The sequence below is a fragment of the Polaromonas sp. UC242_47 genome (genome assembly GCF_044452385.1).
Classification (GTDB): domain Bacteria; phylum Pseudomonadota; class Gammaproteobacteria; order Burkholderiales; family Burkholderiaceae_C; genus Polaromonas.
The window spans coordinates 3,107,308-3,124,190 of the sequence record NZ_JBIOAO010000001.1; the positions used below are offsets into that span (position 1 = coordinate 3,107,308).

The following is a 16,883-nucleotide window of genomic DNA, read 5'->3' on the forward strand; positions in this document are numbered from 1 at the left end:
TGCTAACCATTTTCACCAAAATCCAGGGAGGCACAATCCATGAATTCCCTTAGCCGGCTTGACGCCTGCCAGACGCCCCACCCTACTGTGCCCGCTTTTCATATCCTTTCCCAGCTTTACGCCCGCCCCGGCTTCCTCCTGCGCCGGGCGCACCAGATCTCGGCCGCCGTTTTTGAAGATGAATGCCGCAACGTCGGGCTGACGCCGGCCCAGTTCGGCGTGCTCAGCGTGTTGCGCGCCAGCCCCGGGCTGGACCAGTCCAGCCTGGCGCGGGCCTTGGGCTTTGACAAGGTGACGGTCTTGCGTGTGTTGCGCGGCCTGGAAACACGCGGCCTGATCGCACGCGCACCGGCACCGGCGAGCCGGCGCAATTTGTCGATTTCGCTGTCGGCGGAAGGTTTGAGTTTGCTCAAACAGGCGCAGGAACCGGCCGAACGTGCCTACCACCGCCTGATGGCGCCTCTGAACAAAGAGCAGCAAACCCAGTTTGTGGATTTGTTGCAGTTGTTGACCGCCGGGCTGGAAAGCGAGGCACGGGCCGCTTTTGTGCCGCCTGGCCAGGACAGCTCGGAAGAAAAAACCAAGCCGAAATAAAGCGGATGCTTAAGCGTTGCTGGCCCGGATGCCCCATTTGGCCAGGGCCGCGTCGTCGCTGACACGCGCGTCCACCCAGCGTGCGCCTTCAGCGGTCTGCTCTTTTTTCCAGAACGGTGCCTGGGTCTTGAGGTAGTCCATCAAAAACTCGCAGGCCTGGAAACTCTCGCCACGGTGCGCCGAACTCACGGCCACCAGAACAATCTGGTCCAGCGGCTGCAGCAGGCCCACGCGGTGGATCACGCGGGCGGCGTAAATGTCAAAACGCTGATGCGCCTCGTCAATCATGGCCTCGATGGCTTTTTCGGTCATGCCGGGGTAATGCTCCAGCTCCATGCTGCTGACGCCCAGGCCGTCATTGCGATCGCGCACTGTGCCGATAAAACTGCAAACCGCGCCGACCCGTTTGTCGTTGGCACGCAGCGCGGCCACCTCATCGGCCAGATTGAAGTCGTCGGTGGTGATCAGGACACGGGGTGAAGAAGCCATGTGTCAATTTTGCCACCAGCCCTCGCCCAAAGCCGGCACATCCGCTAAGATTTGCGCCATGACTGGTCACCGCCACCTTCTTACCACCCGGACGCCCTGCTGCGTCCGCGGCCATGAAGCGGCTGCCAGCCAGTCAAAAAAACCGTTGCTCATTTGACCGGGGCTGCGGTTCCGTCGTCGAATGAGCGATGGAACCGCCACTGACATCCCCCTCCTTTGCGGACACCTTTCTCTTGTTCTGATGACGGCCTTTTTAGCCGGTCAGTTTTTTGGAAAGTGTCTTTATGCCAACCCCTCAGACTCAGAATTTTTCCGGCCTCTGGCTTCCGCTGGTCACCCCCTTTGCGCAACACGAGGTTGACCACATCGCCCTGAAACGCCTGGTGCGGCATTACCGCGCCAGCGGCATCAGCGGGCTGGTGGTTTGCGGCTCCACCGGCGAAGCCGCCGCGCTGAACGACGAGGAGCAGTTGGCCGTGCTGCACACCGTGCTGGCCGAAGCGGGCGGCCTGCCGGTGGTCATGGGTGTGTCGGGTTACCACCTGGGCAAAACGGCGGCACGCATCCAGGCTCTGGGCGTGCTGAACATCGCCGGCATCCTGTTGCCGGCACCCAGCTACATCCGGCCGTCCCAGGCCGGCCTCATCGAGTGGTTCAGCAGCCTGGCCGATGTCAGCGCGGCGCCTGTGATTCTGTACGACATCCCCTACCGCACCGGCAGCCAGATAGATCTGGCCACCCTGCTGGCGCTGGCCGATCATCCGCGTATTACCGCCCTGAAAGATTGCGGCGGCGACCCGGTCAAAACACAGGCCCTGATCGCCGATGGCCGGCTGCAGGTGCTGGCGGGGGAAGATGCGAACATTTTCTCTACCCTGGCCCAAGGCGGCCACGGCGCGATTGCGGCGGCGGCCCATGTCCACACGGCGCGTTTTGTGGCGGTGTTGCGGCGTATCCGGGCCGGCGACCTGGCCGGGGCCGACACCTTGTGGCAGCCGTTGCTGCCGTTGATAACGGGTTTGTTTGCGGAGCCCAACCCGGGCCCGCTCAAGGCACTGATGGCCCAGCAAGGGCTGCTGAGCAATGAACTGCGCAGCCCGATGACACGGGCGTCAATGGCGCTGGCCGAACACCTGCAGCAACTGGATGCGCGTATGGGTTGAAGTCACCCCCGGAAACAGCCAGCCATCCACACGATGGACAAGCTTGGGGGTGTTCCCGCTCTACTGCTTGGGAGGAACGACCACGATGGTGCTGCCACTTGCACCACCGGCACCGGTTCTGCCCGTAGCACCTGTTGCACCCGTGTAGCCGGTGTTTCCGGTATTGCCCTGGCTACCGGTCTCCCCCGTTGCTCCCGTGTAACCTGTGTTTCCCTGGTTACCCGTCGCGCCCGTGGCACCTGTGGCACCGGTGTAGCCGGTACTCCCCTGGCTGCCAGCCTCTCCGGTTGCACCGGTATAGCCTGTGTTGCCGGTGTTGCCTTGCGGGCCCATGGGTCCGGTGCAGGCGGCTAGCCCCAGTAACGCGATCAGCAAAAGTGAAGTTGTTGCATATTTCATCTCAAAGCCTCTTAGGTTGGCCGGTTTCCACGAAGGGGATCCATCCGGTGATTTCATGACAACACCGGAGCTGAGACAAACCTGCCGTCTATTGACGCGCATCACAGTAGGACAAGCGAACCCTTGAGAAGCGTCCTCAGAATGCGCAAAGGGCTTGTTGATACAAGCGCGGGCGTGCAGCGCTTGGATGTACGTGGGCTGGATCAGCCGCCTGTCACGGGCGGGAAAAAAGCAACTTCACAACCTTCGCTGAGCGTCGCCGTCTCATCACTCATCACCTGGTTCAGCGCCATACGCACCGCCTTGCCGCGCGCCAGGCTGTCCGCATGTGCGGGGCTGACGGCCAGCAACTCGTCGCGCAGGCCGGCCAAGGTGGTGGCGGTTGTGTCGCGCAACTCGCTGCCCTGCCCGATGGCTTCGCGGATGGACGCAAAATATTTGACCGTGACTTTCATGACAGCAGCGCCGAAAACGGGATGAACTGCACCGTGTCGCCATGGGCAATGGTCCGGCCCGCGGGGTTGTCGATCACGCCATCGCCCCAGACCGCCGAGGTCAACACGCCCGAACTCTGGTTGGCAAACAGGTCCAGCCCGCCGGCGGCATTACGTTTGACGCGCAAAAACTCGCGGCGTTTGTCGGCGCGTGGCCAGTCGAAATCGGCACGCATGGCCAAGGGCTGTGTCTGCAGCACACTCGCGCCCTGCAGCTTGAGCAAAAAGGGCCGCACCAGCACCAGGAAGGTGATGAAGCTGGACACCGGGTTGCCCGGCAGGCCGATGAAATGCGCCGCGCCGACTTGGCCGTAAGCAAACGGTTTGCCCGGCTTGATGGCGATCTGCCAGAGGTCCAGCGAACCCAGTTGCTGCACCGCGGGTTTGATGTGGTCTTCTTCACCGACGGATACGCCGCCGCTGGTCAGGATCAGGTCGTGCGCCTGGCTGGCGCTGCGCAGCGCGTCCAGCGTGGCTTCACGCTGGTCCGGCACGATGCCCAGGTCGCTCACCTCGCAGCCCAGGCGTTGCAGCAAGGCGCGCAAAAAGAAACGGTTGGAGTTGTAGATCGCGCCCGGCCGCATCTGCGCCGGGGCGACTTCGCCAGGCATCACCAGTTCGTCGCCGGTGGAAAACAGCGCCACCCGCGGGCGTTTCGCCACCTGCAAGACATCCATGCCAATACTGGCCGCCAGCCCAAGCGCAGCAGGCGAAAGCAGCTCTCCTTTTGAGAGCACCGTGGCGCCGCGCGTGACGTCTTCACCGGCGCGGCGAATCCACTGTGCCGGCTGCGGCGCCTGCTTGATACGCACAAAACCGTCTTGGTCGGCCAGTGTTTCCGTGTCTTCCTGCATCACCACGGCATCGGCGCCTGCGGGAATCGGTGCGCCTGTGAAAATGCGCGCCACCGTGCCGGGTTCCAGCGCGCTGCCGGCGCTGCCGGCGGGAATGCGCTGCGACACGCGCAGCGCCACGGTGGCATCCAGCACCTCGGCCACACGCACGGCATAACCATCCATGGAACTGTTGTCTTCGGGCGGCACCTGCAGCGCGGAGACCACGTCCTGGGCCAACACGCGGCCGTCGGCGTCAAAGGTGGAGACGGTCTCGCGGCCGGTCAGTGGGATGGCATGGGCCAGCAGTTCGGCCAGGGCCTCATCCAGTGCACGCAGCGGTGGACGGACAGCGGGCTTGGCGGTGGGGGTGTTCATGAATACAACTCGGGACGGTAAACAAAGCGTTCTTGATTGTCGATCAGCCAAGTGGCCAGGGCTTCGACGTCGTTCAAATCCAGTATCGGTCTGAGGGTGCTCTCCGGCAGTTGCTCTGGTGTATCGGTGGCGACGGCAACCACAAAATGATCGTCCGGGTAACGCACCGGTTTGCCGGTGGCGGCACGCCAGACTTCCACTTTCAGCAGGTCGCTGCTTTTGAAACCTTCCACCAGCACCCAGTCGACACCTTCGTACAGCTCGGCAATCAGGTGGTGCACCGACAACTCGGCCGGCTGCTCGAACTCGCGGATCAGCGCCAGCCGGCTTTCAGACGCGACCACCACCTCAAAGGCACCGGCCACACGATGGCGGTAGGTGTCCTTGCCCGGGTGGTCGATGTCGAAGCTGTGGTGCGCGTGCTTGACAACGGAGACCCGCAAGCCGCGCTGCTTGAGCACGGGGATCAGGCGCTCCACCAAACTTGTTTTCCCGGAGCCGGAGTAACCGGCGAATGCAACCACGTTCATAAACAGTTTCCACCGATCCTGGTTCGCTATCAATTAAATAGCTGATTGCGCTCGACCTGTATGGGCTAGCGGCCGATTTAATCCACAGTCTTGGCGATATAGGCCTTGACCAGGCTGACGTCGGCAGGCATGACCACCACACGTTTGGGCAGGGCTTCAATGCCTTCAAACTTCGCGGGCCGTGTCGGTGAACGGCCCAGCGCCTCTTCAATGGTCTCGGCGAATTTGATCGGCAAGGCGGTCTCCAGCACCACCATGGGCACGCCGGCCTGCAGGTAGGCGCGTGCCACCTTCAGGCCGTCGGCCGTGTGGGTGTCGATGATGGTGCCGAAACGCTCGAAGGTCTCGCGTATGGTCTGCAAGCGGTCCGCGTGGGTGCTTTTGCCGCTGGCAAAACCGTAACGCTGGGCGGCAGCCTGGAAGGCGGGGTCGCCGCTCAAATCGAAACTGCCTGTTTGCGACAGTTGGGTGCCGAACAGGTCGGCGACTCGCGCCGCGTCCCGGCCCAGCAGGTCGAACACAAAACGCTCGAAGTTCGAGGCCTTGGAAATATCCATGGACGGGCTGGAGGTTTCGTGGGTGTCGGCGCTGGCGCGCACGCGGTACACGCCGGTGCGGAAAAACTCGTCGAGCACATCGTTCTCATTGGTGGCCACCACCAGTTTCGCAATCGGCAGCCCCATCATGCGGGCCACATGGCCGGCGCAGACATTGCCGAAGTTGCCGGACGGCACGGTGAAGCTGATGCGGCCGCCGCCGGTGGACGCCGTGGCCTGGAAATAACCGGCAAAGTAATACACCACCTGGGCCATCAGGCGTGCCCAGTTGATGGAGTTGACGGTGCCAATCTTGTACTGGCGCTTGAAGTCCAGGTCGTTGGACACGTCCTTGACGATGTCCTGACAGTCGTCGAACACCCCTTCGAGCGCCAGGTTGTGGATGTTGTCGTCCTGCAGGCTGAACATTTGCGCCTGCTGGAAGGGGCTCATGCGGCCTTGCGGCGAGGTCATGAAGACACGCACGCCTTTTTTGCCGCGCATCGCGTATTCGGCGGCGCTGCCGGTGTCGCCGCTGGTGGCGCCCAGGATGTTGAGTTCTTCGCCGCGGCGCGCCAGTTCGTACTCGAACAGGTTGCCCAGCAACTGCATGGCCATGTCCTTGAAGGCCAGGGTCGGGCCGTTGGACAAGGCCTCCAGGTAGAGGCCCGGCTCCAGCGCGCGCAAGGGAACGATTTCTTTGCTGCCAAACACCTCTTCGGTGTAAGTCTTGCGGCAAATGGTTTGCAGGTCGGCCGCCGGAATGTCGTCGATGTACAGCGACAAGACTTCAAAAGCCAGCGCGGCATAACCTGATTCGTCGTAAATCACGCGCCATTTGTCCAAGGTGCTGGCATCGACTTGCGGATAAACCTCGGGCAAATACAGCCCGCCATCGGGCGCCAGGCCTTCGAGCAGGATTTCGCAGAAACGTTTGCGGTCAGGGTTGCCGCGGGTGGACTGGTAGTGCATCGTGGAAATGAGGACGAAAATTTCAGGGCAAGAAGGGTGTCTCCGCCTGGCCTGCCGGGGCTATGGACAAAGCAGGCCCACAAGCGCCTGGCGGCGAAAGCATGACTGTGATTGTATGGCGAGGCCCTGGCCTGGCCGCGCGAGGCAAATCGCCAGCCACAGCCCCGCTTTTAAACACCAATGGCAGCACTCTTTACAGGGGCTTAGCAGTCCGGTCCGGGTCTGGCGCGTTATGACAGCAGAGGGCCGGATTTTTCCCGGCCCCAGCCCCATTTCGTGCCCTACACGACCGCAGGAGAGCGCCACATGACCTCACATCCCACATCCGCCTGGTTTCACGCCCGCTTTGCGCCACCCTCGCCCCATCCCCGCCGGCGCTCGGCCCTGGCGGCAGCTTTTTTGTTGCTTATTTTGCTGCTGACGGTGCTGCAAAGCGCGGCCTGGGCCCAGCAATCCGGGCCGTCTTTGGACCCGCCCGGCCGCGTCGCCCGCCTGAACCTGGCCGAAGGCCCTGTGAGTTTTGCGGCGGCGGACAGCGGCACGCCGGACCGCCCGGACTGGACCGCCGCCGAGCTGAACCGGCCCCTGACCGGCGGTGACCGGCTCTGGACCGGCCCGCGCGCACGCTCGGAATTACACATGGGTTCGACCGCGATACGTATGAGTGAGCAAACCAGCCTGGACTTTTTGACCCTGGACGACAGCCTGACCCAGTTGCACCTGGCGCAAGGCAGCCTGCAGTTGCGCGTTCGTACCTTGTTTGAGGGCCAGCGCCTGGAAATCGACACGCCCAACCTGACGTTTGTGATTTCACAGCCGGGCGATTACCGCCTGGATGCCAACCCGGCCAGCGACACCACCCGGGTCGTGGTGCAGGCTGGCAACGGCACGGTGTATGGCGACAACAACAGCGCAGTCACGCTGCTCACCCAGCAACAGGCCAGCTTCAGCGGCACACAACTCGCGCCCGCCGCCCCCGGCGCCGCGCAGGCGGACAGCTTTGACCTGTGGGCCGCCGACCGCGACCGGCGCGAAGACCAGTCGGTGTCGGCGCGTTATATTCCGCGCGAAATCACCGGCTACCAGCAGCTCGACGACTATGGCGACTGGCGCCAGGACCTGGCCTACGGTGCCATCTGGCTGCCGCGCAGCGTGCCTGTGCACTGGGCGCCCTACAGCATGGGCCACTGGGGCTGGATCGCGCCCTGGGGCTGGACCTGGGTGGACGACGCGCCCTGGGGCTTTGCCCCGTTTCACTACGGCCGCTGGGCACAGATAGGCCCGCGCTGGGCCTGGGTGCCCGGCCGTCTGCCGGCGCGTCCGGTGTATGCCCCGGCGCTGGTCGCCTTTGTGGGCGGCGGCAGCGGCGGCTTGAACTGGAACATTTCCATAGGCACGGGCGGCCCACGGCCAGGCATAGGCTGGTTCCCGCTGGCCCCGGGTGAAGCCTTCCGGCCGGCCTACCGAGCCAGCCCGCGCTACATCGCCCAGATGAACAACAACATCGTGATCAACAACACGACCAACGTGAACAATGTCTACCGCTACCAGCGCCAACCGGCCGCCGTGACCGCCATCAGCCGGGACGATTTTGTGCGCGGCCGGCCGGTGCACGGCAGCCGCCAGGCCCTGAGCGCCGCCGACCTGAACCGGGCGCCGGTGGTGACTGACCGAAGCGCGTTGCCGCAACGCCCCGAGATGCGCGAGCGTCTGCAGCCCGCGGCCGCGCTACCGCCCGCCGCGATCATCGCCAGACCGGTGGTGGCTAACCAGGGCAACCGGCGGGGCGAAGGACGCGAGGCCGCGCAGCGCCAGGAGGACCCGCGCGCCGCACGACCGGACAACCGGCCTGGCAACGCTGAGCGCAATGCCCCGGCCGAGGCGCGCACGCCGGCCCAGCCGCTTCCCGCCGGTGTGCTGGGTGCACAGCCGCCAGCCACCAGGCCGGGTCGGCTCACGCCGCCCGCCCCCGACCGCAGCGCCATCGACGCCGGACAGCGGGTACCACGCGAGCAGCAACAACTGCAGCGCGACCAGGAACGTCAGCAGCAGGACGCACTGCGCCGGCAGGCCGACGAGTCGCAGAGGCAGCGGGCCTTGCGCGATCAGGCGCAGAAAAACGGCAGTGCCCCTGCTGTGAACCCGGAGGCCCGCGCCGCGGCCGAACGCAATGCGATGGAGCAGGCCCAGCGGGCGCAGCAGCAACAACGTGCCGAGCAGGCGCAACACCGGCAAAACGAAGAGGCACTCAGCCAGCAGCGCGCCATGCGTGAGCAGCAGGCGCAAAAACAACAGGAACTGGCACGCCAGCAGCAAGTTCAACAACAAGCTCAGCAGCAGGCGCAGCAACAACAACGCGCCGAACAGGCCCAGCAACGTCGGCAAAGCGAAGAGGCGCTGAACCAGCAGCGCGCCATGCATGAGCAGGCCCAGCGGCAGCAGGAACAGGTTCGCCAGCAGCAACAGCAAGCGCAACAACAGCAACGTGCCGAACAAGCGCAGCAGCGCCAGGCCAGCGAGCAACAACGGCAACAGGAGGTGCGCCGGGCGGCGCGGCCGGCAGACAACACCAACGAACGGGGAGGACCCAGGCCCGAAGGTCGGCCAAAACAAAGCACCGAGCAATGAACCGGGCATGCCGCCAGCCCCGCTCTGGTCGCTATTGTTTTTATAGCTATCAGCCCAGGACTATAGGGGGCTGGAAGCTCTTTTTCCTTGAAAATTTAACATCAGGGCGCCAGCAGGCGCCCTGTGGCCGATCAGGCCAGTTCTTCCTTGCGGATACGTGTGATCGGCGACAACACCGTGTTCAGTGCCTGCATCTGTGCCAGCGCGCCGTTCATCTTCGCTTCCACGCAGTCATGGGTCAGGATGATCAGGTCGGTCTGGGTCGAACCTTCGCCGCCAACTTCATCGGCTTCACGCTGCAACACGGCATCAATGCTGATGCCGGCTTCGGCCAGGATGCCGGTGACCCTGGCCAGCACGCCGGCTTCGTCGGCCACGTTCAGGCGCAGGTAATAACTGGTGACCACCTCGCTCATGGCCAGCACCGGGGTGTCGCTCATGGCATTGGGCTGGAAAGCCAGGTGCGGTACGCGGTGCAGCGGATCACTCGTGTTCAGGCGTGTGATGTCGACCAGGTCGGCAATCACCGCGCTGGCCGTCGGCTCGCTGCCGGCGCCCTTGCCGTAATACAGCGTGGTGCCCACGGCATCGCCATGCACCATCACAGCATTCATCGCGCCTTCGACATTGGCGATCAAACGTTTGGCCGGCACCAGGCTGGGGTGCACACGCAGCTCAATGCCTTTGGCGGTCTTTTTGGTGATGCCCAGCAGTTTGATGCGGTAACCCAGTTGCTCGGCGTATTTGATGTCCTGCGCGCCCAGTTGGGTGATGCCCTCGACATAAGCCTTGTCAAACTGCACCGGGATGCCAAAGGCAATCGCCGACATCAGGGTGACTTTGTGCGCGGCGTCCACACCTTCGATGTCAAAGGTCGGGTCGGCCTCGGCATAACCCAGGCGCTGCGCCTCCTTGAGCACCACGCCAAAGTCCAGGCCCTTGTCGCGCATTTCGCTCAGGATGAAGTTGGTCGTGCCATTGATGATGCCGGCCACCCATTCGATGCGGTTGGCAGTCAGGCCTTCACGCAGCGACTTGATGATGGGAATGCCACCGGCCACCGCGGCCTCAAACGCCACCATCACGCCCTTGCGGTGCGCCGCGGCAAAAATTTCGGTGCCATGCACGGCCAGCAGGGCCTTGTTGGCCGTGACCACATGTTTGCCGGCTTCAATCGCTTCCAGCACCAGTTGTTTGGCAATGCCGTAACCACCGATCAGCTCGATGACGATGTCGATCTCGGGGTTGGCGATCACCGCACGGGCGTCGGCCACCACTTCCACGCCGGCACCGGCGGCGCTTTGCGCACGGGCCGTGTCCAGGTCCGCCACCATGGCGATTGCTATGCCGCGACCGGCGCGGCGAAAAATTTCTTCCTGGTTGCGCTTGAGCACGGTGAACACACCGCTGCCCACGGTGCCCATGCCCAGAAGGCCTACTTTGATCGGTTTGAGGTTGCTTGGTGTCATTGCTAGAGGGGTCATTTAAGAATCAGATCGGCCGCGTGGGCGGCGGGCGCCGGCACCTTGTTGCGTCGGCTTTCGAGGAAGGTGGCGATGCGGCCAATCGCTTCGCGCAAGTCTTCTTCATGCGGCAAAAAGACGATGCGGAAGTGGTCAGGCGCGGCCCAGTTGAAACCCGTGCCTTGCACCAGCATCACCTTGGTTTCCTTGAGCAGTTCCAGGAAAAACTGCCGGTCGTCGGTGATCGGGTAGACCTTGGGGTCCAGCCGGGGAAACATGTAGAGCGCCGCGCTGGGCTTGACGCAGCTCACACCCGGAATCGCGGTGATCAGCTCGTAGGCCAGATCGCGCTGGCGCCGCAGGCGGCCGCCCTCGCCGGTCAGGTCGTTGATGCTCTGGTAGCCGCCCAGCGCGGTCTGGATGGCCCACTGGCCCGGCACGTTGGAGCACAACTTCATGTTGGCCAGCATGTTCAGGCCTTCGATGTAGTCCTGCGCCTGTTTCTTCGGGCCGGACACCACCAGCCAGCCGGCGCGGTAACCGCAGGAACGGTAACTCTTGGACAGCGAGTTGAAGGTCAGGGTCAGCACATCGGTGGACAGGCTGGCGATGGCCGTGTGTTTGACACCGTCGTACAAGACCTTGTCGTAGACCTCGTCAGCCAGGATCACCAGGCCATGTTCACGGGCAATCTCGACAATGCTGTGCAGCAAGGCGTCCGAATACAAGGCGCCGGTCGGGTTGTTCGGGTTGATGACCACGATGCCTTTGGTCCGGGGCGTGATCTTGGCGCGAATGTCGTCCAGATTGGGCATCCAGCCATTGGATTCGTCGCAAACATAATGCACCGGTGTGCCGCCCGACAGGCTGGTGCTGGCGGTCCACAGCGGGTAGTCCGGCGCCGGCAGCAGCAGTTCGTCGCCATCGTCGAGGAAGGCGTTGGTGGCCATCGCGATCAACTCGCTGGCGCCGTTGCCCAGGTAAATGTCGTCCAGCGTGACACCTTTGATGCCCTGCTTTTGGGTTTCGTGCATCACGGCCTTGCGCGCCGCAAAAATGCCCTTGCTGTCCGAATAACCGGCCGAGGCCGGCAGGTTGCGAATCATGTCCTGCTGGACTTCTTCAGGCGCATCAAAACCGAACACCGCGAGGTTGCCCAGATTGAGTTTGATGAGCTTTTGCCCCTCTTCCTCCATCTGTTTGGCGGCGTCCATGATGGGGCCGCGAATGTCGTAAAGCACATTGGCTAATTTGGCAGATTTGGTGATCGGTTTCATGAAGTTTTTAGAAAATTAAGGCAAAAACCACGCCATCAAGGACGCTGACAACCCCACTGGCAACCGAAGCAAGCACAGCAGGCCACGGGAAATTCGGACGGAATCTATAATTTGACCACATAAAACCGCAACTTCGCCGGTCGCCAGCAAGCACTCCACCTCCCGAACACCGCATGAAACTGCAACCCGACCACCTCGACGTTCAATCCATTCTTGGCTATGGCCCCGGCTGGATCGGTCTGGGCAACAAGGGCGTGGCCGAAAAAATCGAGCACAGCGTGGTGATCGGCTCACGCGGTGAAAAGTTTGACTGGGCCTGCAGCCGTTTCGAGGACCTCACCGAGGCGCACTTTTCACGCCTGGCCGAAACCCGGCCCGAACTGGTGATTTTTGGCAGCGGCAGCCGGCTGCGTTTTCCGCCGCCAGCCTTTCTGCGCGGCCTGATGGCCCAGCGCATAGGCGTGGAAACCATGGACACGGTGGCCGCTTGCCGGACCTACAACATCCTGGCCGGTGAAGGCAGAAACGTGGTGGTGGCCCTGCTGATGGAAACGCCAGACCGCGCGGAGAGCTGATTTCAGGCCCTTGCCGGGCTTGGGGCACAAGGGCGCCAAGCGGCCACTGTGGCGCGGTTTTCGCTTCCAGGGACCAAGCGCTAGGGCTCCCCGGTGCTTTCAGAGTAAAATCAAGGGTTGCATTTGGTACAAGGTCCGGCTAACCCTTGTGGTCAAGCCCAATGTTGCTACCAAGAGCCAACGGCTAATTACAACTACTTTCGTCAGGGTCTACGCAGTATGGCAGTCGTCGTCAATAAACCACTCCCCGAATTTGAAGCCAACGCCACCGGCGGCGTCAAGGTCTCCAACCAAACCCACCTGGGCCACGTTGTCGTCCTGTATTTTTACCCTAAAGACAATACCCCTGGCTGTACAACAGAAGCCATGCAGTTTCGCGATCGTTACAAAGACTTCGTCAAGGCCGGCGCCACCGTGTTCGGCGTCTCGCGCGACAACATGAAGTCGCACGATGAGTTCAAGGCCAAGCTTGAGCTGCCTTTCGAGCTGATTGCCGACACCGAAGAAAAAATGTGCCACATGTTCGGCGTCGTCAAGAACAAGATCATGTACGGCAAAAAAGTCAAAGGCATTGAGCGCAGCACCTTCCTGATCGGTGCCGATGGCATGCTCAAGGAAGAGTGGCGCGGCCTGAAAGTGCCAGGCCATGTGGACGACGTGCTCAAGGCCGTCAAGGCCCTGAAAAAAGCCGCCTGACAGACTGCAAAAAAGTCTGTTCCGCAGCCGATTGGCGTGACACGGGAGTCGTGTATAGTGACTTCATGCTGTTGACCTTAGCGACTGCGCCCAACGAAAAAGCCGCCTTGGCCTCCAGGCGGCTTTTTCGTTTTTTGAACCACAGAAGGCTTCTTGACATCCGATGCCTGGGATGCCGGGCGGCACGCAACGCCGCCATGCGTCCGAGCACCGAATAGACCGAACTGACCTTCTTAACTTTGTGAGCTTAAAGCACCATGCCCTTGCCACCCGCCCCGACCAAACGTGCCGCTCTGCTCTCCGCCGCCGCTTTCGATGCGCCGGCACGGTCACCCGCCAAAACCACACGAAAAACAGAACAGGCCGAGCCGGCCAACAAGCGGCCGGCGCTTGACCTGTTCGACAGCCGCTCGACCGGCGGCGAAGTTGAACGACCCGCCGTTTTCTTGGCCAAAGAGGCCACCAGCCCAGCCAGCACGGGCGTTGAAAGCTATCATAAACATAGCGAGCCGACACCGGTCCGGCCTCAACCCGCCGCCAAAACGAAAAAGCCCAAACACACCGGCCCGGCCAAGCTGTTTGTGCTGGACACCAATGTGCTGATGCACGACCCGATGTGCCTGTTCCGCTTCGAGGAACACGACATCTTTTTGCCCATGATCGTGCTCGAAGAGCTGGACGGTCACAAAAAAGGCATGACGGAAGTGGCACGTAATGCCCGCCAGACCAGCCGCACCCTGGACGCGCTGGCCGGCACCAACGGCGCCGACATCGCCAAAGGCCTGAAACTCGACACCACCGGCCACCGCGGAGCGGGCGGCTGCCTGTTCTTCCAGACCAAACCGCTGGATTATTCGCTGCCCATGAGCCTGCCCCAGGGCAAGGCCGACAACCAGATCCTGGGCGTGGTGGAAGCCCTGCGCAAGGAATACGCCCCGCGCGAAGTGGTGCTGGTCTCCAAAGACATCAACATGCGTGTCAAGGCCAGGGCCCTGGGCCTGGCCACCGACGACTACCAGAACGACAAGACCCTGGACGACGGCGACATGTTGTACGCCGGTTCACTGGCGCTGCCGGTGGACTTCTGGACGCGCCAGAGCAAAACCATAGAAAGCTGGCAACAGGGCAGCCACACCTTCTACCGCATCACCGGCCCCATTGTCGGCAGCCTGCTGATCAACCAGTTTGTCTTTTTCGAGGCGCCGGGCGAGCCGCCGCTGTACGCACGGGTCACCGAAATTCGCGCCAAAACAGCGGTGCTGAAAACGCTGAAAGACTTCAACCACCTCAAAAACGCGGTGTGGGGCATCACGACGCGCAACCGCGAACAAAACTTCGCGATGAACCTGCTGATGGACCCCGAAGTGGACTTCGTCACCCTGGCCGGTACGGCAGGCACGGGCAAAACGCTGATGGCGCTGGCCAGCGGCCTGACGCAGGTGCTGGACGACAGGCGTTACACCGAAATCATCATGACCCGGGCCACGGTGTCGGTTGGTGAAGACATCGGTTTTCTGCCGGGCACCGAAGAGGAAAAAATGGGCCCCTGGATGGGCGCGCTCGACGACAACCTCGAAGTGCTGGGCAAAAACGACAGCGGCTCCGGGGAATGGGGCCGTGCCGCCACCAACGAGCTGATCCGTTCACGCATCAAGGTCAAAAGCATGAACTTCATGCGCGGTCGCACCTTCCTGAACAAATACGTCATCATCGACGAGGCGCAAAACCTGACGCCCAAACAGATGAAAACACTGATCACCCGCGCCGGCCCCGGCACCAAGATCATCTGCATGGGCAATCTGGCGCAGATCGACACGCCCTACCTGACCGAAGGTTCGTCGGGCATGACCTTCGCGGTGGATCGTTTCAAGGGCTGGCCACACGGCGGCCACATCACGCTGGCGCGTGGCGAGCGTTCACGGCTGGCCGATTTCGCCAGCGAAGTGCTTTAAAGTTCCAGGCCTTGTACACCGGCCGCAGCCTTGCTGCGGGCGGTGCTACTGTGTTCAGGCGTGTGCCCGCACAACGGCGGAGCGCTCCAGCACATGGCGCGTCATCGACTGCGCCAGTTCATGTTCGCCCAGAAAAACTTTGCCGGCGTTTTCGTTTTCCAGCAACCTGGCCTCGGCTTCATTGTGGGAGCGCACCACGGTTTCAATGCCCGGGTTGAGTGTGCGGGCGGTGGCAATCATTTGCCGCACGTTCAAGGTATCGGCGGTGGCAATCACCAACATGCGGGCGGTGGCAATGTGCGCCTGCACCAGCACCACGGCTTCCGAGGCATCGCCGGACACCGCCATCAGGCCGTCCGCACGCAACTTTTCAACCATCTCGCGGTTTTGCTCAACCACCACAAAAGGAAGGCGGTGGGCCATCAAAGCCGCGGCGATGCGCCGCCCAACCCGGCCATAACCGACCAAGACCACCTGGCGCGACAGGTATTTTTCTTCGGTGCTGGCAGGCAACTCGGCCAGCGGGTCGTCACGCGCTTCGAGTTTTCGGGCCAGCGCCGAGCGCGCCAAAATCCATTGTTGCAGCGGCTCCACCGCCTTGAACACCAGCTGGTTCAGCGCCATGGAAATCAGCGCCCCGGCCAGCACCAGGCTTTGCCCTTCGGGCGGCAGCAAGCCCAGCGAAGCGCCCATGGCCACCAGGATAAAAGAGAACTCGCCAATCTGCGCCAGGCTGGCCGACACCGTCAGCGCAGTGTTCAGCGGGTATCGAAACGCCAGCACCAGGGCCGCGGCCGCCAGCGATTTGCCAACCACAATGATGGCGACCACCGCCAGCACCTGCAGCGGCCGCTCTATCAGTACCCAAGGGTCAAACAACATGCCCACCGAGACGAAAAACAACACAGCGAAGGCGTCGCGCAGCGGCAAGGACTCTTCGGCGGCGCGGTGACTGAACTCCGACTCCCGCATCACCATGCCGGCAAAAAAAGCACCGAGCGCAAACGACACCCCAAAAAGAGCCGTGGCGCCAAACGCAATACTCACCGCGGCAGCCACCACACACAGGGTGAACAACTCGCGCGAGCCGGTGCGCTGCACCTGCCAGAGCACCCACGGAAAAAAGCGTCGCCCCACCAGCAGCATCAAGGCCACAAAACCGCCGACTTGCAGCAAGGTGATGCCCAGCGTCTTCCACAAGGTGTTCATATCCGTCCCGGCCTTGCCGGACAACCAGCCGCCCAGCGGCGGCAACAAGACCAGCACCAAGACCATGGCCAGGTCTTCCACCACCAGCCAGCCGACGGCAATACGTCCGTTGGCCGAGTCCAGCACACCCCGGCTTTCCAGCGCACGCAGCAACACCACCGTGCTGGCCACGGACAAGGACAGGCCAAACACCAGCGCACCCCCCAGGTTCCAGCCCCACCAATGCGCCAGGCCCATGCCCAGCGCTGTGGCGACCGTCATCTGCACCACGGCCCCCGGCACGGCGATCTTGCGCACCGCCAGCAAATCATCCAGGGAAAAGTGCAGGCCCACGCCGAACATCAACAACATCACGCCGATCTCGGCCAGTTGACTGGCAATCCCGGCGTCCGCCACAAAGCCAGGGGTGAAAGGCCCGATGACCACACCTGCCAACAGGTAACCGACCAGGGACGGCAGCTTCAGGCGTGCAGCCAGAAAGCCAAAGATCAAAGCCAGGCCAAGACCCGCGGCGATGGTGCTGATGAGGGAGACGCTGTGCGGCATCGAGGGAAGTCCTTCAAGAAAAACGGTTGAGGGAAACCCTGCGCGGCAGCTTGTCAGCAACAAGCGCCAGCCGCAGAACGGAAAAATGATTGAAAGCTTTCCAGCCAGATTTCATTATAAAAACAGAAAGCAAAAAACCCGCCGAAGCG

The 16,883-nt window shown here is 62.5% G+C and carries 14 protein-coding genes; 6 read left to right on the forward strand and 8 right to left on the reverse strand.

Annotation, left to right across the window (positions count from 1 at the left end; all coding sequences use genetic code 11):
• Window positions 1-39: 39 nt before the first annotated feature.
• Window positions 40-594 carry a MarR family winged helix-turn-helix transcriptional regulator gene (locus tag ACHMXK_RS15085; protein WP_397441365.1) on the forward strand — a complete coding sequence of 185 codons (555 nt, stop codon included), beginning with the start codon at window positions 40-42 and terminating at the stop codon, window positions 592-594.
• A 9-nt stretch (window positions 595-603) separates the two neighbouring features.
• Here ACHMXK_RS15085 and ACHMXK_RS15090 read toward each other — a convergent pair whose 3' ends face one another.
• Window positions 604-1,083, reverse strand: a complete 480-nt coding sequence (locus tag ACHMXK_RS15090) for a molybdenum cofactor biosynthesis protein MoaE (RefSeq protein WP_397441366.1) — start codon at window positions 1,081-1,083, stop codon at window positions 604-606.
• A gap of 284 nt (window positions 1,084-1,367) precedes the next feature.
• On the opposite strand from ACHMXK_RS15090, the gene dapA reads away from it, so the two are divergent.
• Window positions 1,368-2,246, forward strand: a complete 879-nt coding sequence (gene dapA / locus ACHMXK_RS15095; RefSeq protein ID WP_397441367.1) for a 4-hydroxy-tetrahydrodipicolinate synthase — start codon at window positions 1,368-1,370, stop codon at window positions 2,244-2,246.
• 602 nt (window positions 2,247-2,848) lie between these two features.
• Here the strand turns inward: dapA and ACHMXK_RS15100 are convergent.
• The 4 genes from ACHMXK_RS15100 to thrC form a co-directional block, all read right to left on the reverse strand.
• Window positions 2,849-3,100 (reverse strand): MoaD/ThiS family protein, encoded by a 252-nt coding sequence (locus tag ACHMXK_RS15100; RefSeq protein WP_397441368.1) that lies wholly within the window; start codon window positions 3,098-3,100, stop codon window positions 2,849-2,851.
• Complete coding sequence (glp, locus tag ACHMXK_RS15105; RefSeq protein WP_397441369.1) at window positions 3,097-4,350, reverse strand: gephyrin-like molybdotransferase Glp; 1,254 nt, start codon at window positions 4,348-4,350, stop codon at window positions 3,097-3,099. Before glp ends, ACHMXK_RS15100 begins: the two co-directional genes overlap by 4 nt.
• On the reverse strand, window positions 4,347-4,880 hold the full coding sequence (mobB, locus tag ACHMXK_RS15110) for a molybdopterin-guanine dinucleotide biosynthesis protein B (protein ID WP_397441370.1): 534 nt from the start codon (window positions 4,878-4,880) through the stop codon (window positions 4,347-4,349). The genes glp and mobB overlap by 4 nt, the downstream gene beginning before the upstream one ends.
• A gap of 77 nt (window positions 4,881-4,957) precedes the next feature.
• Complete coding sequence (thrC, locus tag ACHMXK_RS15115) at window positions 4,958-6,388, reverse strand: threonine synthase (protein ID WP_397441371.1); 1,431 nt, start codon at window positions 6,386-6,388, stop codon at window positions 4,958-4,960.
• A 306-nt stretch (window positions 6,389-6,694) separates the two neighbouring features.
• Between thrC and ACHMXK_RS15120 the strand changes: the two genes are divergently transcribed.
• Window positions 6,695-9,016, forward strand: a complete 2,322-nt coding sequence (locus ACHMXK_RS15120) for a DUF6600 domain-containing protein (RefSeq protein ID WP_397441372.1) — start codon at window positions 6,695-6,697, stop codon at window positions 9,014-9,016.
• Between the two features lie 131 nt (window positions 9,017-9,147).
• Here the strand turns inward: ACHMXK_RS15120 and ACHMXK_RS15125 are convergent, their stop codons facing one another.
• Both ACHMXK_RS15125 and ACHMXK_RS15130 read right to left on the reverse strand, forming a co-directional pair.
• Entirely contained in the window at window positions 9,148-10,500 is a 1,353-nt protein-coding gene (locus tag ACHMXK_RS15125) for a homoserine dehydrogenase (RefSeq protein ID WP_397441373.1), read from the reverse strand.
• Window positions 10,497-11,756: a pyridoxal phosphate-dependent aminotransferase gene (locus tag ACHMXK_RS15130; protein WP_397441374.1), complete on the reverse strand. Its 1,260-nt coding sequence runs from the start codon at window positions 11,754-11,756 to the stop codon at window positions 10,497-10,499. The genes ACHMXK_RS15125 and ACHMXK_RS15130 overlap by 4 nt, the downstream gene beginning before the upstream one ends.
• A 173-nt stretch (window positions 11,757-11,929) precedes the next feature.
• Between ACHMXK_RS15130 and ACHMXK_RS15135 the strand changes: the two genes are divergently transcribed.
• The 3 genes from ACHMXK_RS15135 (at window position 11,930) to ACHMXK_RS15145 (ending at window position 14,979) form a co-directional block, all read left to right on the forward strand.
• A complete protein-coding gene (locus tag ACHMXK_RS15135; protein WP_397441375.1) occupies window positions 11,930-12,331 on the forward strand; it encodes an Mth938-like domain-containing protein in 402 nt (133 codons plus the stop codon).
• Between the two features lie 219 nt (window positions 12,332-12,550).
• A complete protein-coding gene (locus ACHMXK_RS15140) occupies window positions 12,551-13,027 on the forward strand; it encodes a peroxiredoxin (protein WP_397441376.1) in 477 nt (158 codons plus the stop codon).
• 257 nt (window positions 13,028-13,284) lie between these two features.
• Window positions 13,285-14,979 carry a PhoH family protein gene (locus ACHMXK_RS15145; RefSeq protein WP_397441377.1) on the forward strand — a complete coding sequence of 565 codons (1,695 nt, stop codon included), beginning with the start codon at window positions 13,285-13,287 and terminating at the stop codon, window positions 14,977-14,979.
• A gap of 54 nt (window positions 14,980-15,033) precedes the next feature.
• On the opposite strand, the gene ybaL is transcribed toward ACHMXK_RS15145, so the two are convergent.
• Complete coding sequence (ybaL, locus tag ACHMXK_RS15150; RefSeq protein ID WP_397441378.1) at window positions 15,034-16,734, reverse strand: YbaL family putative K(+) efflux transporter; 1,701 nt, start codon at window positions 16,732-16,734, stop codon at window positions 15,034-15,036.
• Between the last annotated feature and the right edge of the window lie 149 nt (window positions 16,735-16,883).

Bases quoted from the DNA above. Each gene is read 5' to 3' on its own strand.
- ACHMXK_RS15085 (WP_397441365.1), top strand. From the start codon at position 40: ATGAATTCCCTTAGCCGGCTTGACGCCTGCCAGACGCCCCACCCTACT.
- ACHMXK_RS15090 (WP_397441366.1), bottom strand. From the start codon at position 1,083: ATGGCTTCTTCACCCCGTGTCCTGATCACCACCGACGACTTCAATCTG.
- dapA (WP_397441367.1), top strand. From the start codon at position 1,368: ATGCCAACCCCTCAGACTCAGAATTTTTCCGGCCTCTGGCTTCCGCTG.
- ACHMXK_RS15100 (WP_397441368.1), bottom strand. From the start codon at position 3,100: ATGAAAGTCACGGTCAAATATTTTGCGTCCATCCGCGAAGCCATCGGG.
- glp (WP_397441369.1), bottom strand. From the start codon at position 4,350: ATGAACACCCCCACCGCCAAGCCCGCTGTCCGTCCACCGCTGCGTGCA.
- mobB (WP_397441370.1), bottom strand. From the start codon at position 4,880: ATGAACGTGGTTGCATTCGCCGGTTACTCCGGCTCCGGGAAAACAAGT.
- thrC (WP_397441371.1), bottom strand. From the start codon at position 6,388: ATGCACTACCAGTCCACCCGCGGCAACCCTGACCGCAAACGTTTCTGC.
- ACHMXK_RS15120 (WP_397441372.1), top strand. From the start codon at position 6,695: ATGACCTCACATCCCACATCCGCCTGGTTTCACGCCCGCTTTGCGCCA.
- ACHMXK_RS15125 (WP_397441373.1), bottom strand. From the start codon at position 10,500: ATGACCCCTCTAGCAATGACACCAAGCAACCTCAAACCGATCAAAGTA.
- ACHMXK_RS15130 (WP_397441374.1), bottom strand. From the start codon at position 11,756: ATGAAACCGATCACCAAATCTGCCAAATTAGCCAATGTGCTTTACGAC.
- ACHMXK_RS15135 (WP_397441375.1), top strand. From the start codon at position 11,930: ATGAAACTGCAACCCGACCACCTCGACGTTCAATCCATTCTTGGCTAT.
- ACHMXK_RS15140 (WP_397441376.1), top strand. From the start codon at position 12,551: ATGGCAGTCGTCGTCAATAAACCACTCCCCGAATTTGAAGCCAACGCC.
- ACHMXK_RS15145 (WP_397441377.1), top strand. From the start codon at position 13,285: ATGCCCTTGCCACCCGCCCCGACCAAACGTGCCGCTCTGCTCTCCGCC.
- ybaL (WP_397441378.1), bottom strand. From the start codon at position 16,734: ATGCCGCACAGCGTCTCCCTCATCAGCACCATCGCCGCGGGTCTTGGC.